General features: G+C 41.7%; 15 protein-coding genes. All 15 read left to right on the top strand.

What is annotated here, in order from left to right:
• Positions 1 to 413, top strand: a 413-nt coding sequence (locus ORI98_RS14850) for a FimV/HubP family polar landmark protein (RefSeq protein ID WP_306135749.1), incomplete at its 5' end; no start/stop codon positions are given.
• A gap of 148 nt (positions 414 to 561) precedes the next feature.
• On the top strand, positions 562 to 774 hold the full coding sequence (rpmE, locus tag ORI98_RS14845) for a 50S ribosomal protein L31 (RefSeq protein WP_261299027.1): 213 nt from the start codon (positions 562 to 564) through the stop codon (positions 772 to 774).
• 396 nt (positions 775 to 1,170) lie between these two features.
• Positions 1,171 to 2,409 (top strand): malic enzyme-like NAD(P)-binding protein, encoded by a 1,239-nt coding sequence (locus ORI98_RS14840; RefSeq protein ID WP_261299026.1) that lies wholly within the window; start codon positions 1,171 to 1,173, stop codon positions 2,407 to 2,409.
• A gap of 345 nt (positions 2,410 to 2,754) precedes the next feature.
• The gene (gene csrD / locus ORI98_RS14835; protein ID WP_306135748.1) at positions 2,755 to 4,665 is read left to right on the top strand and encodes an RNase E specificity factor CsrD; all 1,911 of its coding nucleotides are present in this window, start codon (positions 2,755 to 2,757) and stop codon (positions 4,663 to 4,665) included.
• Between the two features lie 351 nt (positions 4,666 to 5,016).
• Positions 5,017 to 5,898 carry a biogenesis protein MshI gene (locus ORI98_RS14830; protein WP_306135747.1) on the top strand — a complete coding sequence of 294 codons (882 nt, stop codon included), beginning with the start codon at positions 5,017 to 5,019 and terminating at the stop codon, positions 5,896 to 5,898.
• Positions 5,895 to 6,500: a PilN domain-containing protein gene (locus ORI98_RS14825; RefSeq protein ID WP_306135746.1), complete on the top strand. Its 606-nt coding sequence runs from the start codon at positions 5,895 to 5,897 to the stop codon at positions 6,498 to 6,500. Before ORI98_RS14830 ends, ORI98_RS14825 begins: the two co-directional genes overlap by 4 nt.
• Entirely contained in the window at positions 6,497 to 7,159 is a 663-nt protein-coding gene (locus tag ORI98_RS14820; protein ID WP_306135745.1) for an MSHA biogenesis protein MshJ, read from the top strand. Before ORI98_RS14825 ends, ORI98_RS14820 begins: the two co-directional genes overlap by 4 nt.
• Before the next feature lie 28 nt (positions 7,160 to 7,187).
• Entirely contained in the window at positions 7,188 to 7,460 is a 273-nt protein-coding gene (locus ORI98_RS14815; protein ID WP_306135744.1) for an MSHA biogenesis protein MshK, read from the top strand.
• Between the two features lie 13 nt (positions 7,461 to 7,473).
• On the top strand, positions 7,474 to 9,156 hold the full coding sequence (mshL, locus tag ORI98_RS14810; protein ID WP_306135743.1) for a pilus (MSHA type) biogenesis protein MshL: 1,683 nt from the start codon (positions 7,474 to 7,476) through the stop codon (positions 9,154 to 9,156).
• Positions 9,157 to 9,180: 24 nt separating this feature from the next.
• Positions 9,181 to 10,134, top strand: coding sequence for an ExeA family protein (locus ORI98_RS14805; protein WP_306135742.1), 954 nt, complete (start codon positions 9,181 to 9,183; stop codon positions 10,132 to 10,134).
• Complete coding sequence (locus ORI98_RS14800) at positions 10,131 to 11,414, top strand: lipopolysaccharide assembly protein LapB (RefSeq protein WP_306135741.1); 1,284 nt, start codon at positions 10,131 to 10,133, stop codon at positions 11,412 to 11,414. Before ORI98_RS14805 ends, ORI98_RS14800 begins: the two co-directional genes overlap by 4 nt.
• The gene (locus ORI98_RS14795) at positions 11,411 to 13,171 is read left to right on the top strand and encodes a GspE/PulE family protein (protein ID WP_306135740.1); all 1,761 of its coding nucleotides are present in this window, start codon (positions 11,411 to 11,413) and stop codon (positions 13,169 to 13,171) included. The genes ORI98_RS14800 and ORI98_RS14795 overlap by 4 nt, the downstream gene beginning before the upstream one ends.
• A gap of 2 nt (positions 13,172 to 13,173) precedes the next feature.
• Positions 13,174 to 14,388 (top strand): type II secretion system F family protein, encoded by a 1,215-nt coding sequence (locus ORI98_RS14790; RefSeq protein ID WP_306135739.1) that lies wholly within the window; start codon positions 13,174 to 13,176, stop codon positions 14,386 to 14,388.
• 33 nt (positions 14,389 to 14,421) lie between these two features.
• Positions 14,422 to 15,015: a hypothetical protein gene (locus ORI98_RS14785; protein ID WP_306135738.1), complete on the top strand. Its 594-nt coding sequence runs from the start codon at positions 14,422 to 14,424 to the stop codon at positions 15,013 to 15,015.
• A 112-nt stretch (positions 15,016 to 15,127) separates the two neighbouring features.
• Entirely contained in the window at positions 15,128 to 15,733 is a 606-nt protein-coding gene (locus ORI98_RS14780) for a prepilin-type N-terminal cleavage/methylation domain-containing protein (protein ID WP_306135737.1), read from the top strand.
• The last annotated feature ends 85 nt before the right edge of the window (positions 15,734 to 15,818 follow it).

Genomic DNA, 15,818 nt, shown 5'->3' with positions numbered 1-15,818 from the left:
CAGACACAGACACAGACACAGACACAGACACAGACACAGACACAGACACAGACACAGACACAGACACAGACACAGACGCAGACGCAGACGCAGACACAGACACAGACACAGACGCAGCAGTATTGGGCTCAGCCCCAACGATGTCTTCTGAGTGTTCAATTGATAAGCAGCCTGAAGACAGCTTGTGGCGAGTGGCGACAGCTAAGCATAAATCTTGGCACACCAGTATTTTTGGCGCCATGCTAGCCATCTATGAGGCGAATCCGAATGCCTTTGCTCAGCAGAAAATTAATATGCTTATGGCCGACGCCAAACTAAATTGCCCATCACAGGAAATACTCGATCAATATCAAGATGCGCAAGCGGATAAAATGAAGTTTGATGATTTAGTCGCTTTACATAGTGGCAGCTGAAACCGTCGTGAAGTGGTGAAAATAACCGCTTGTGTAAGCATTAAAGACGCTGTATTATCTCGCGCCTAAAACATATTCTTATTAACTGCATGTGGTGTCCAACTTCGGGTTGTGATAGCGACATGGCCTTCAATTTGAGGTAACCCCAATGAAACCAGGTATTCACCCAGAGTACGCAGAAATGACCGCAACTTGTACTTGTGGTAACGTAATCAAAGTAAATTCAACTGCAAAGAAAGATTTGCACTTGGACGTATGTGGTGCATGTCACCCATTCTACACAGGTACTCAGAAGATCGTTGATACCGGTGGTCGTATTGACAAGTTCAACAAGCGTTTCGGTATGCTTGGTAAAAAATAATTGCTTTTGCAATTATACTAAAGGCGCCTTAGGCGCCTTTTTTGTTTTCTGCATAAATGAAAACTGACTTTTTAGTTATAAATAATAGTCTTGTGTACTTAGCTAAGATTGTTGTTATTTTTACTAACATTTATGTCGTAAAACTGGCTTATTAGGGTTTAATTTTGAAAATGTTTGTTATTTTACTACATTTTTAACTTGTTGATTTTAAATAACTCGTAAGTGATAAGTTAGTATTACGTTGCTTATGCCTTTCAATGGTCGGATCGGTGGGTAAAGTTTGAGTTTTTGATTTATATCCTGTTATTTTTAGCGTATTGTTAACATTTTCCACTGCTGTATAAATCAGCAGTTATTAGATGTTGTTCACCATATAGCGCACTCAGGATTGATAAAATGTCAGATTTTCGCCAACAAGCTCTCGACTATCATGAATTTCCCGTACCAGGCAAAACTGCTGTCTGTTTAACTAAACCCGCTCAATCTAGTTATGATCTAGCGCTAGCGTATAGCCCTGGCGTTGCTGAGCCTGTGCGTGAGATAGCGGCTGATCCTGAAACGGCTTATCGCTATACCAATAAAGGTAATACCGTTGCGGTAATCTCTAATGGCACCGCTATTCTCGGCCTCGGTAATTTAGGGCCTTTGGCGTCAAAACCTGTAATGGAAGGCAAGTCATTATTGTTTAAGCGTTTTGCAAACATTGACTCTATCGATATCGAAGTAAAGCACCGCACATCGGAAGAGTTTATCAATACAGTCGAAGCGATTGCTGATACGTTTGGCGGTATTAATTTGGAAGATATTAAAGCGCCTGAATGCTTTCAAATTGAAAAAGAGCTCATTGCCCGTTGTAACATTCCTGTGTTCCATGACGATCAGCACGGTACAGCGATTGTTACCGCCGCTGGCATGTTAAATGCGCTTGAAATTCAAGGTAAAGATATCAAAGATGCGGTGTTTGTTTGTTTAGGTGCTGGCGCTGCAGCAATCGCTTGTATGACGATGATTGTTAAATGTGGTGCTTTGCGTGAAAACATTTATATGCTCGACCGTCAGGGCGTGATTCATACTCGTCGTGATGATTTAAATGAATATAAAGCGTTGTTTGCCAATAACACTGATAAGCGCACCCTGCAGGATGTGATTGATGGTGCCGATGCATTCTTAGGCTTGTCTGGTGCAAATCTACTGACTGAAGAGGACATCAAATTGATGGCACCTAATCCGGTTATTTTTGCATGTTCAAATCCAGATCCTGAAATTAAACCAGAGCTCGCCCATAGCATCCGTAAGGATCTGATCATGGGCACAGGACGCAGTGATTATCCTAACCAGGTCAATAACGTATTGTGTTTTCCGTTTATTTTCCGCGGAGCGCTAGATGTAAGAGCATCGGTAATTAACGATGAAATGAAATTGGCGGCTGTCTATGCAATTGCCGATTTAGCCAAAGAGCCAGTACCAGAAGATGTGTTAGCGGCTTATCCGAATGTGAGTGCATTAAGTTTTGGTGCTGAATATGTATTGCCTAAACCAATGGACCCAAGATTATTAGTTAATGTAGCACGCGCCGTGGCGCAAGCTGCAATTGACTCTGGCGTGGCTAAGATAACCTCCTTGCCAGTTTATTAATTGCGCGATTACAAATTGTAGCGTGTGTAAATACCATAGTATTGAAAGGGGCTTCGGCCCCTTTTAAATTTTTATTAACAATGTGATAGTGTTTAAATCACAATAATATCCACAGAGTTTAGGTATACTTAGCGCAACAATAATAATAAACCTCAATATGGGATGGCCACAGGCTATCAAAGCATCATTATTACGCCCGAATCAGATGAATTTATTGAGCGTTTAGATACGACGTCATGGATTTGTAATGAAAAGGGGGAACTTTCACTTTGATAACAAATGTGCCTACTACTCCATCTTTATCACTTGAGTTGTTATAAATAACGTCCAGCAGGAAGCGGATAGATGAAGCTGACTAAAATCCTCACAAAAAAGTTAACCAGTTTTTGGTTAGTTTCTCTGGCTGCGGTAGCCTTTGTTTTTTTATTGTCTGCGCTAATGAGCTTTGTACAACTCACTTACCGATTTCAACAAAATAAAGTCGCTGAACTGGAGTCTATGATAGTGACGCACTATCAACTGCACGGTACAGATCAATTAGATACTTGGTTGCCTGCAGTATTAAAAGCTTATCATGTGGTGCAATTTCAATTGTTGTTAGACCAACAAGCTTTATATTCCTATCAAACAGATGCGCACAGTAGTGCATCAGGGTTAACCCTTTATCATCATATTATTGATCCACAAAGCGCTTTAACCGTGAAATTTGAATTACCGTCGCCCCTAAATAATTATCAGTTTAGCTGGTATGAATTGTTGATTCTATTCATTGGCTTTGGCGCCATTAGCGTATTTGTGCGTTATGGATTGAAATGGATTACCCATGAGTTAGACGGTGTTGAGCTACTGGCATTACGCAGTAAAATGATCATAGATGGCGATATACAAGGCGCAAAGCTATCGGCGGCTAAAGGGCGTCCTAGATTAATTAACCGCGCAATATCAAAACTTATAAATGATCTGGAAGATGCTCAACAAGAGCGAGGACGCCTAGATCAGTTTATTCGTGCTAATACCTTTCTTGATCCTGTGACTGAAATAGGTAACCGACTTTATTTTGAAAATCGACTTGCAGCCTTGAGCCATGACAACAAAATGGTGGCCTATGGCGTAGTTTTTTTACTTGAATTTGATGATGATGCCTTAATGAATGTTCAAGCTGACATTGAAGCTAATAAAGCATTTATTACGCAAATCGTGGCGATTATCCCCCCGTTAGTGAGTGATTACACCGATGTAATTTTTGCAAGACGAAGTGCATTACAACTTGCGGTAGTGGTACCACAATTATCACTTGCTGAAGCAGATTTATTGGCAGACAGGTTAATTCGTCGCTGTTTGTTGGTTAAGCATCATCAAATTGCTAATCATGATAACTACTTGCACCTTGGTGCCGCATTTTATAAAGCAGGCGATCAGCCTTCACAAATTATTGAAGAAGCTGAAATGGCTTTGCGTGCAGCCCAGCTACAACGACTCAATACCTGGTTCATGTATGATAAAGGCGCCGTCGATAAAGAAATGGCAAAAGGGTCAGTCAGATGGCGTAGCTTTTTAGAATATGCCCTGGTTAACAAGCGTTTTTTTCTGCTGCATCAGCCTGTGCTCGATAGCGACAATAGCTTGTTGCATTATGAGATTTTTAGTCGAGTCAGAGACAACCAAAATACTGAAATACGTGCGACGCTATTTATTCCTATGGCCAATAAGTGCGGTTTGATGCCACAAGTTGAAAGGATGATAGTTGAGCAAGTCTTATTTAACGTTATGCCAAAAAATGACGCCATTTATTGCGTTAATTTAAGTATGGATACCCTAACAAGCCGTGCATTTATTCGTTGGATCCAATCTGCATTACTTGAGCACCGTCCTTTAGCAACCAGGCTAATTTTTGAAGTTTCTGAAGATATTTTTATAAAACATCAGCAGCATCCTCAGCTAGCCAAAACGCTGACCATGTTATCAAAGATGGGTGCTAAGTTGAGTGTCGATCATGTAGGTAAGCAAGTGGTAGGGACGCATTATATTCAAACCTATGATTTTGATTTTGTGAAATTAGACCGTTCGATCATTCGTCAGGTACATGAGCGGCCTGAAAATCAGTTATACATTCGTAGCCTTATTGGTGGTCTTTTGCGATCTAAAGCACAAGTGATGGCCGAAGGCGTTGAAATATTTGAAGAGTGGCAAACATTGAAGATATTGGGTGTCAGTGCCGCACAAGGTCCATTTTTGGGTGATATTGCCCTTGTGTAACCTTGGTTAAATATAAGGTGTTATTGACATCAAATTATGTTCAGAACTTGTTTATCTTAGTTGAGCAATCTATCTTATTAAAATAACCCAATTTTAGTATTTTTCTATAAAATTAAAATATTAGCGGTTAAACTGGTAAAAATATTACTGACGTGTCAATGTCATTTTTCGTTTCTTGATACGTTACATCACAAGATTGATGTGAAATAACACTTTTGAAGTGTGTCGGCAGTTTAGTCATGATGATTTAAGTGTTAAGGTGACTTCTGGCTAAATTAAGCCGTGATGAATATTTTCGATGAGTCTGCCCATCTAAGATGGACAATATTTAGTGCGTAAAAAGGCTTGCAAATGAATAATGGTTTTTTGAATAAATTCGCTTTTTGGCGTAAGGCAGCTAACTCCGGGGAACTGGGGGTATATGTCGGCGTGAACTCTGTGTGGGTTTATCAAGCGAAAAAATTAGAACAACCAGAGTCATTTACTGAGTTCGATTTAGTTAAAGATAATTTCTCATCCCCTTTTAATGAGATAAAAAATCAATTTGGCGCAGCCAAGTTGCAAGTTGTGCTTTCAAGTCCACACTACGAATTATTACAAGCCGATAAACCCAATGTTGATCCTGCAGAAGTTTGCCAAGCACTCATGTGGGCCATTAAAGATATGGTGACTCAACCCGTTGCAAATATTCATCTTGATTATTTTGAGTCAACCGTATCAACCAATTCAAAAGTGAATGTGGTGGTGACTCCCAGAGATAAACTGGTATCGTTAGCCACTGCGTGTGATGAACTTGGTTTTACCATTGCAGGAATTACCATTGAAGAGTTGGCCTTAACCCCGCTATTTGATGCAGATAACATGGCACATATGCTAGTGACTCATTTACCTGATGAAGAGCTATTATTTACCGTGATAAAAGCGGGTGAATTACTTATGCAGCGTAGGGTTAGGGGGTTTAATCAATTACATAAAGCAAGTGATGAACAATTAAGTTACGGACTCGCTGACAACCTGAGTTTAGAGATCCAGCGTTCTATGGATTATTTTGAGAGTCAGCTACGTCAAGCACCGGTGTCGAGCATCAATTTATTAACTGAAGGTCAGCAACAGACCTTAGTTAAATTAGTTGCCGCCAACTTTAATCAACAGGTTAAAGCCGTTACACACCATGGTGTGCCCGCTTATTTAGCACAATTGGCTTTTAACGATCTTGCAAGAGGTGAGGCGTGATTAAAACCAAAGTTAATCTTTATAGCGCCACCTTATTACCGCCAAAACAGCGGTTAAACTTTTTGACGCTTTCGGTTTCTGTCGCTGTACTGTTAGGTTTAACGGTATTGTTATACGTAGTAGAAAGTTACCAGTTTTATGAGCTTCAACATCAGGCTAGCCAAGCAGAGCAGAAAAATAGCCGCTTAGTTGAGCAAAAAGACAATTTAGAAGCACAAGTTGCACAACGTGTGCCCGATCAAGACTTAGTCACTAGAGTTGAGTTAGAGGAGCAAAGACTCACCCTAAAACGTTTACTGAAAGCAGAATTGGAAAACCGCACAGCATTGATTAGTCAGGGCTATTCGCCTATGTTGACCGACCTAGCCGCTGTCGCGGATGCCAATGTGTGGTTAAGCCGAATTTATTTCAATGAGCAGCAAATTGAATTTGAAGGATTTGGTCAACAACCTTCTAGTATTCCTCGTTGGATTGAACGCTTAAAAACCGCAGATACTTTAAAAGGCTTTGCCTTTGCCGCAATGACAATGGATAGAGGTGAAAATCAACCTTTGGCCTTTAAGTTAACCAGTGTGCAAGCTGACAAGGAGGCTGCTAAATGAAGCAACAATGGCAGCAACTTGAGCAAAAATTTAATGGATTAAGCCAGCGTGAACGCTTATTAATTGCTGTAGCCACGCTTGTGGTTATCGGTATGGTTGCGTTTATGCCATTTGAATCAAAATGGCTTGATATCAGTAAGGTTGAAAAACAATTACAAGCCATACAGCAAGAAAGCGACATTACTGAACAGCAAATCGCATTATATCAACAGCGGCTTACATTAGACCCTAATGCCGATTACCAGCAAAGGTTAACATTACTAAATACCCAAATGGCTGAGGTAGATGCTGAGCTTAATGCGCAAATGGTTGATATGGTGCCCGCTGATTATATGCCGACTGTGCTGGCGAATCTGTTATCTAACGATAAAGGGATTAAGCTGATTTCGTTTAACTCCATTGCACCGGTCGCTTTATTGCAAGTGGGGGATGATGAACAACAAAAAATGAACCTTTATAGCCATGGCATAAAACTGGTGGTCGAAGGGGATTATTTTGCGATATTAGGTTTTGTCAAAGCCATTGAATCTATGCCTGATAAGCTGTATTGGAAGCGATTAGATTATCAAGTCGAAACGCACCCCAAAGCCAAGGTCGAATTAGAATTATACACATTAAGCATCAATAGGGACTTTATCAGTGTTGCTAAACAAGATTAATCCTTACCTCTCATTAGGCTTTCTTTCCATGACGCTGGTTTTTGCTGCGCATGGACAGTCGCTACGAGATCCCACATTGCCGAGCAACACTTATCAAAGTGAGGCTGTGACAAATACACAACAAAGTTTGGTTCTCAATAGTGTCATTAATGGCGCATCATCCTATGCGGTAATCAATAACAAAATTATGAAAGTGGGCGATACAGTACAAGGTGTGCGGATTGTGTCGATTGGTAAAAGCCAAGTGAGCTTGTCTGATGGCCGTAAACTCCATTTATTCCAGTCGGTAACACAGAGATAGGACAATAACTACAATGAAAACGATTAACTATATTACCCCTCTGTTGATGCTAAGTTTGATGGCATGCCAAACGACTAATCGTCCAGATCCGAAAGATTCAAAAAGCGCGATTAATGAATCTTTAGTTCAGGCGCAGGCGCCTAAAGCGGTAACGCCCCCGCCAGCGATGATGCCTGCGGATGTACAACGTGAATTAAATAGTCAAAATAGTATGGGAGCAGGTATGTCTCCTTTGCCTGCTGAACGACGTTTTGATGTGTCAGCGCATAATGTGGATGCGCGGGTGTTTTTCCCTTCATTAGTCGAAGGCACACCATTGAGTGTCGCGGTGCACCCTGAAGTGCAGGGCACCATTTCGTTGTCACTAAAAAGTGTCACCTTAGGGGAAGCTATCCAAGTTGTGGAAGATATTTATGGCTACGAGGTAAGCCGCGAAGGGCGTGTATTACGCATATTTCCTGCCGGTATGCGCACTGAAACATTCTCATTGAATTATCTGTATATGGAGCGAGAGGGGTTATCATTAACATCGGTTAGTTCTGGACGCATTTCTGATAACAACAGTAACTCGAATTCGAACAGCAACAGCAACAGTAACTCGAATTCGAATAACAATAATTCAAGCAATAACAATAATAGCGATAGTAATAACAATGGTAGCGACAACACTAATGGCACTTTCATTCGCTCTAAAACCAAAACGGATTTTTGGGGTGAGTTAAAAGAAACCTTAACCGCTATTATTGGTGATACTGGGGGCGGTCGTCAGGTTGTTGTAACCCCGCAAGCCGGTTTAGTCACTATCCGCGCTTTCCCAAATGAACTTCGTCAAGTGCGCTACTTTATTGAAAAGGCGGAGTCACACCTGCATCGCCAAGTTATTCTGGAAGCAAAAATTATTGAGGTCACTTTATCTGATGCGTATCAACAAGGAATTCAGTGGGAGAGTGTGGTAGGCCATATAGGCAATACTAATATTGATTTTGGTACAGGCGCAGGCCAGGGGCTGAGTAATCAGATTACCAGTGTTATAGGCGGCGTGACGTCTATTAACGTTAAAGGTACTGACTTTACCACTATGATCAGCTTGCTAGATACGCAAGGTGATGTCGATGTGCTATCAAGTCCAAGGGTGACAGCATCCAATAATCAAAAAGCGGTAATTAAAGTCGGCAACGACGAATACTTTGTGACCGATGTGTCATCGACCACGGTAGCAGGTACAACCCCTGTAACCACTCCGCAGGTTGAATTGACCCCATTTTTCTCTGGTATCGCCTTAGATGTGACACCGCAAATAGATGAATATGGCAATGTTTTACTGCATGTTCACCCTTCAGTCATTGATGTAAAAGAGCAAACTAAATTAATAAAAATTAGTGATTCAACCCTCGAGCTACCATTAGCTCAAAGTGAAATTCGTGAGTCTGATACTGTTATTAAAGCAGCATCTGGTGATGTTGTGGTGATAGGTGGTTTGATGAAGAGTGATAACTTCGAAATCGTTTCAAAAGTCCCACTGCTTGGCGACATTCCTTTTATTGGTGAGGCATTTACTAATCGCAGTCGTTCGAATAGAAAAACTGAGTTAATTATCATGTTAAAACCGACAGTGGTGGGTGAGGACACATGGAAGAATGAGCTAAAGCGCTCACAAGACTTGATTGAGCGTTGGTATCCTACCCAGCAACAGTAAGATTGCTGAAGGAACTTAGCAGTTATGTATTTGCAACACTTTGGTTTACGGCAGCTGCCTTTTACACTGACGCCTAATACTGGATTTTTTTTCGGGTTAACGCCGCATGTAGAAGCGTTGCAGGTATTGCAAATGGCTCTTGAAACTGGCGAAGGTTTTATTAAGGTCACCGGTGAGGTAGGCACAGGTAAAACCTTAGTCTGTCGCAAGTTGCTTAACGAGTTACCGTCTCATTTTCAATGTGCTTATATTCCTAACCCCTACTTAACTCCAGCAGAATTACGTTGGGCTGTTGCAGCTGATCTTGGCATTGATGTTGAAGAAAGGCTTGATCAGCAACAATTAACTCGTCTGATACATGAGCGACTATTGGCGTTGAACGAGCAAGGTTTTCAAGTGGTGCTGGTGATTGATGAGGCCCAAGCTCTGCCCGACGACAGTCTAGAGGCATTACGATTATTCACCAACCTGGAAACCGAAAGCCGTAAATTGTTGCAGGTAGTGTTATTTGGACAACAAGAATTAGATGAAAGGTTACAGCAAGCTAAGTTACGTCAACTTAGACAGCGTATTACCTTTAGTTATCATCTCAGGCCGTTAAATTGGGATGAAGTACACGCTTATATGAATCACAGATTAACCATTGCAGGCTTTCAAGGCAAAGCCATTTTCAATGTTAAAGAATCGAAATTTATTGCAAATGCAGCCCGAGGTATTCCGCGTTTGGTGAATATCTTAGCCCACAAAACATTGTTACTTGCCTTTGGTGAGGGCGCTAAAAACGTCTCAATAGCGCATTGCCAAGCCGCCATAAATGACACAGACGATACAAGTGAACCTATTAACAAGCCAAGCTTTATATCGCTGAAATGGTTACTGGTTCTCCTTGGCTTTACACTAAGCATTTTTGCTGTAATGCAATTAAGTTCGGCAGCATGTTGCAGTCATTGGTTTGCTCAAGTAGGTGAGTGGTTATGAGTGTTATAAATAAAATGCTGCAAGATTTAGAGCAACGTCAGCAGAATGAAGATGGCACATCTAAGGCTGAAACTAACCAATTTATTCGACCTACACTCGAATTTACAAGTCAGGTAGCTAAACCTAAAAAATCACGTTTAGTCTGGCTAGCATTCTTGGTCTTACTGGCAATGACATGGATTGGCTTTAGTCTATTTAATCAAGCTAATCGGGTTGTGAATAACACCTCCCCATCATCGCAGCCATTATTAGATGATAAGGTTGTGGCAGCAAAGACTCCCAAAGAATCGAACGCACCAGCATACGTCACACCACAGACGGTTTCAGCAGAAAATAGCATGTTAGCTTCTCAAGATGCTGATTTATCAATGAGTCATAATGCTGAGGTCGCCGACGAGCAACAGATACAAGTTACTTTGAATGGCGATACAGCGTCATCAGCCATTTCTCAGCTAAATGATAACCAGGTTGTCGCACCTAAAACGGATAGCAAGGTGACCGTGACGTCCGAAAACGCACATAATACTCAGTTAAATACGTCTGAGTCAGAGGTTCAATCGGTTGCTAAAAATGCAGTGGAGCCTGTTAAGAATACTCCGGTTAGCGCAGAAGATACAAAAGAAGTAAAACCTGTTGTACATTCGCGCTCAGAGGATGGCAAGGTAAATAGCAGCATGACAGTGACTGAAGTTAAGCTGACTAAAAAACAACTTGCTCAAGTTCAATTTAAAAAAGCGCAAACAGCAGAAAATGACAAACGTCTTGATGACGCTGCGAGTTTATATTTAGACACTATTATTTTAGACCCAAGCTTGCACAGTGCCCGAAAGCAATTGGCAAATATTTATTATGGCCGCAACAATGCCGACACAGCATTACAACTATTAGAAAGCGGCATTGGCATGTTCCCAACACATTGGGAGTTTTATTTAATGAAAGCCAACATAGAAAATGCACTGCAAGAATATAACTCGGCGTTAATTTCATTAAGTTATATTGATGATAATAGTGAGTTCGCCAGAGATAAATGGGTATATCAAGGCGATATTGCGCAAAAAGCCGCCCAGTTCAGTGTGTCTGAAGCCGCTTATCGTTCACTGTTAAAAATAGAATCGACTCAAGCGAGGTGGTGGATGGGACTGGCTTACGCGCTAGATTCTCAGCAGGAATACATTAAAGCCGCTGCAGCTTATCGTTCAGCATTAAATTACCCAGGCTTATCAAATAGCGCGACTGAGTTTGTGAAGCAGCGTTTAGTACAACTAGGAGAAAACCAATGAAACCCAAGTTAAAGATGCGTTTAGGTGATCTTTTAGTTCAAGAACAGATTATTTCAGAAGTACAACTGCAGCAGGCATTGTCTGAACAGCGTAATACCGGTAAAAAACTGGGTCGTACGCTAATTGATTTAAACAGTATCAGTGAAAATCAGTTACTGAAGTTTTTATCTCAACAGCTAAATTTGCCATTTCTGGACATTAGCCGTCGTCCAATTACCCCAGAGGTAGTCAATATATTACCTGAGGTGCAGGCGCGCAGACATCGCGCCTTAGTGGTTGAAAGCGATAACGATAGTGTACTGGTGGCCATGAGTGATCCAGCAGACCTTCAGGCTATTGATAATTTAGAAGTGCTCGTCGCGCCCAAGCAATTAAGAATTGCCGTTGCCCCAGAGCAGCAATTATTAGACGCTTTTGATAACTTGTACCGCCGTACTGATCAAATTGCTCAAATTGCCGGAAAATTAGAAGAAGAATACGCCGCAGACGACATGTTTGATTTGGCGAATTTGACCCAAGGTGACAGTGATAACGAAACAACCGTTGTTAAGTTATTGCAATCTATTTTTGAAGATGCGGTACAAATGCGCGCATCGGATATTCATATCGAACCCGGTGAAAAAGTTTTACGTATCAGACAACGTGTTGATGGCCAATTGCATGAAAATACCTTAAACGAGGTCAATATTGCCTCGGCTTTGGTATTACGCTTGAAGTTAATGTCCGGTTTAGATATTTCAGAAAAGCGTTTACCTCAGGATGGCCGTTTTCATATTGAAGTCAAAGGCCATAAAGTAGATGTGCGTATGTCGACGATGCCGATTTACCATGGTGAGTCAGTGGTAATGCGTCTGTTAGACCAAACCGCGGGCTTACGTACTTTAGATGAAACCGGCATGCCGCCGCATATCGTCGCGCGTATTCGGAAGCAGATTAAACGTCCCCATGGCATGCTGCTCGTCACAGGGCCAACAGGTAGCGGAAAAACCACCACCTTGTATGGAATTTTGAGTGAGTTAAATACCGCTGACCGTAAAATTATTACTGTCGAAGATCCAGTTGAATATCAATTGCCTCGTATCAACCAAGTGCAAGTAAACCATAAAATTGGCTTAAACTTTTCCAATGTTTTACGCACGACCTTGCGTCAAGACCCCGACATTATCATGGTGGGGGAAATGCGCGACCAAGAAACGGTAGAGATTGGTTTACGAGGCGCATTAACCGGTCACTTTGTATTATCGACTTTGCACACCAACGATGCGGTAACCAGCGCACTTCGTTTGCTTGATATGGGCGCAGCCAGTTATCTGGTTGCCAGTGCTCTACGCGTGATCATCGCGCAGCGTCTTGTTCGCCGTGTTTGTCATAACTGTAATGTCGATTATCAATTAACTGCAGCCGAAACCAGCTGGCTAAAAAGCGTTTCAAAAGAAGACTTTTCTCAGGCCACCTTTAAAGTGGGGACGGGTTGTCAAAGTTGTAACGGTTCAGGTTATCGTGGCCGAATTGGTATTTTTGAAATATTAGAGCTTGATGAAAGCATGATTGATGCAATGCGTACCGGCAATCCGCAAGACTTTGCCCGTGCAGCCTTAAAAAGCCCTAATTTTGTGCCATTAGCCAAATCGGCGATGGAATATCTGTTTCAGGGCACCACAACCATTGAAGAAGTGTCTAGACTGGTAGAAGATGTCACTGAATCTTCTATTCCGTTATCACAAGATGTGATAAACCAACAAGTAATTGAGGCGTAACTATGCCCATTTATTATTATCGAGGTCGAAATGCGCAAGGTCAGGCTGTGACTGCGCAATTAGAATCAGCGAATGAAAACTCCGCTGCAGATGCCTTGATGAGCCGTGGCATTATTCCGCTTGAATTGAGAGAAGTTAAACCGACAAGAACCTTTTCATTGGGCAGTTTGTTAGGCAGTAAAGTGTCGTTGGAAGAATTACAGATATTTAGCCGCCAAATGTATTCTTTAACGCGCTCAGGTATTCCTATTCTTCGTGCCATTGCGGGTTTATCTGAAACCACCCATTCAGTCAGAATGAAACAAGCGCTAGATGATATTTCAACCCAGCTAACTGCGGGCAGACCTTTATCATCGGCAATGAACCAACACCCAGACGTGTTTGATTCGTTATTTATCTCTATGGTTCATGTGGGAGAGAATACCGGTAAATTGGAAGATGCTTTTATTCAGTTGTCTGGTTATATCGAACGGGAACAAGAAACCCGCCGTCGGATTAAGTCGGCTATGCGATACCCTATTTTTGTGTTGATTGCCATCGCCATTGCCATGGTCATTTTGAATATAATGGTGATCCCAAAGTTTGCCGCAATGTTTTCCCGCTTTGGTGCGGAGCTTCCCTGGGCCACTAAAATTTTGATTGCTACCTCAGATCTTTTTGTTAATTTTTGGCCGCATATGCTGGTGGGGCTTGTTGGCATGATTGTGGGGATCCGTTATTGGCTGCATAGTGAGAAAGGTGAAAAGACCTGGGATCGCTGGAAATTACATATCCCAGCTGTTGGTTCAATTATTGAGCGCTCAACACTGTCACGTTATTGCCGTAGTTTTTCTATGATGTTGAGTGCAGGCGTACCCATGACACAGGCATTAAGTTTAGTGGCGGATGCTGTCGATAATGCATACATGCATGACAAAATTGTTGGCATGCGTCGCGGCATTGAATCTGGCGAGTCAATGTTACGGGTGTCTAATCAAAGTAAATTGTTTACGCCATTGGTTTTACAAATGGTGGCTGTAGGTGAAGAAACTGGCCAAATAGATCAACTGTTAACCGATGCGGCTGACTTTTACGAGGGTGAAGTCGACTACGATTTAAAAAATCTTACCGCAAAGTTAGAGCCGATTTTAATTGGCTTTGTGGCCTGTATTGTGCTGATTTTGGCTTTAGGTATTTATTTACCAATGTGGGATATGTTGAATGTGGTTAAGGGCTAGGTTGTTGCACACATTATGCCTTATGGCCCCATTATGCTGAAGCAACAACAGGCAGAGGGTGATCTCATCAAGGTTTATGGTCGGATGATCGCCATCGGCGTTTTGTTATTAATTCTGGCAACACTGGGGTTTAGGCATTTAAATTCAATTCCCAGCATGACGGGCAAAAGTTTAGCTCTTGAACATAATCGACTGCTTAATATCACTGCTATGATAAAAAGCCAGTGGCTATCTACAGGCAGACCCAAGCAGTTGCTGCTGAATTGGAAGAGTATGGCGCCAGATGTGCTCACAAATAGCCAAGCAGAGGAATATGAAGTAAGTCAGGCAGAATCGCTAAATATGGCGCCGTTACAAGCAAAAGATGAATTCGATACTCAGTTAGTGGCAACAGGTAACTGGATTAGCTTGTCAAATAAAGGCTGGCCGGTGATTAATAGTTTAGATGTCATGGGATGTGAGCGCTTATGGTATCAATTACTCGCCACACAACTTAATGATATTGCTGTAAGTTATGATGCCGATACCCATGTTTGTCGTTATTTAGCAGAAGACTCCACCAGTATCAGTTATCAATTCTCTACGGGAAGGATACTTTTTTTCCAGGGTGATAGCACAAAAGGCTAAATTAATTTTAGCAAATACCAATAAGCTGCTAATATCAGTAGATATATACGAAAATTAGTGCGATGCTAATTTTCAGTTGAAATAGTGGGACAATTGAAAGAGTGAATAACTTATGAAGTTGAATCAAAAAGGCTTTTCTTTAATCGAGTTGGTGATAGTTATTGTGATCCTCGGTTTACTTGCCGCTACCGCGATTCCACGTTTTTTAAACGTGACTGACGATGCTGAAAATGCCAGTGTAGATGGTGTTTCCGGTGGTTTAGCCACAGCCGTTGGTTTTGTTAGAGCCCAATGGGAAGTTGACGGTCGGCGTAATACCTCGGTGATATTAGATGGCACCAGTGTCTCGTTAGATACTCGTTTTGGTTTCCCAACAGGTGTGACGAATACCGACGTTACCTCTATGACAGACCAGACATGTCAGGAAGTATTCAACAGTGTATTGCAAAGTGCACCTCGTAACGTACTTTATACTCAAGATGCACGCAATCAGCGTTATACTGTCAGAGTGTTAGATAATGTCGGTGGTTCTGCGATCAGTATCAATGGCACAAATGTAACCGGTATCGATTTGTGTGTTTACCATCAAATTGCATCGTTGACTGTCGATCAGACTTCAGGAATCGCCACTCCGGCGCCTGACTTAACCACAAGTGGTGCTAAGGGTGTGACTTATAACCCAGGTACAGGACAAGTGTTGTCTTTCACTAACAACTAATTCATTTTACTGTTGTGTTATTGAATATAATCAAATATAACAACAGTTAACGGTTCTAGATTTACTTTTAAGAGGTTTTTATGCA

Origin of the sequence: Shewanella sp. ULN5 (assembly GCF_030731885.1) — a bacterium.
In the GTDB taxonomy this organism is placed as follows: domain Bacteria; phylum Pseudomonadota; class Gammaproteobacteria; order Enterobacterales; family Shewanellaceae; genus Shewanella; species Shewanella holmiensis.
This window is presented reverse-complemented; position numbering and strand designations above follow the sequence as displayed.

Coding starts and splice junctions, on each gene's coding strand:
- ORI98_RS14815 (WP_306135744.1), top strand. CDS start 7,188: ATGACGCTGGTTTTTGCTGCGCATGGACAGTCGCTACGAGATCCCACA.
- ORI98_RS14820 (WP_306135745.1), top strand. CDS start 6,497: ATGAAGCAACAATGGCAGCAACTTGAGCAAAAATTTAATGGATTAAGC.
- ORI98_RS14780 (WP_306135737.1), top strand. CDS start 15,128: ATGAAGTTGAATCAAAAAGGCTTTTCTTTAATCGAGTTGGTGATAGTT.
- ORI98_RS14805 (WP_306135742.1), top strand. CDS start 9,181: ATGTATTTGCAACACTTTGGTTTACGGCAGCTGCCTTTTACACTGACG.
- mshL (WP_306135743.1), top strand. CDS start 7,474: ATGAAAACGATTAACTATATTACCCCTCTGTTGATGCTAAGTTTGATG.
- ORI98_RS14840 (WP_261299026.1), top strand. CDS start 1,171: ATGTCAGATTTTCGCCAACAAGCTCTCGACTATCATGAATTTCCCGTA.
- csrD (WP_306135748.1), top strand. CDS start 2,755: ATGAAGCTGACTAAAATCCTCACAAAAAAGTTAACCAGTTTTTGGTTA.
- ORI98_RS14830 (WP_306135747.1), top strand. CDS start 5,017: ATGAATAATGGTTTTTTGAATAAATTCGCTTTTTGGCGTAAGGCAGCT.
- rpmE (WP_261299027.1), top strand. CDS start 562: ATGAAACCAGGTATTCACCCAGAGTACGCAGAAATGACCGCAACTTGT.
- ORI98_RS14795 (WP_306135740.1), top strand. CDS start 11,411: ATGAAACCCAAGTTAAAGATGCGTTTAGGTGATCTTTTAGTTCAAGAA.
- ORI98_RS14785 (WP_306135738.1), top strand. CDS start 14,422: ATGCTGAAGCAACAACAGGCAGAGGGTGATCTCATCAAGGTTTATGGT.
- ORI98_RS14790 (WP_306135739.1), top strand. CDS start 13,174: ATGCCCATTTATTATTATCGAGGTCGAAATGCGCAAGGTCAGGCTGTG.
- ORI98_RS14800 (WP_306135741.1), top strand. CDS start 10,131: ATGAGTGTTATAAATAAAATGCTGCAAGATTTAGAGCAACGTCAGCAG.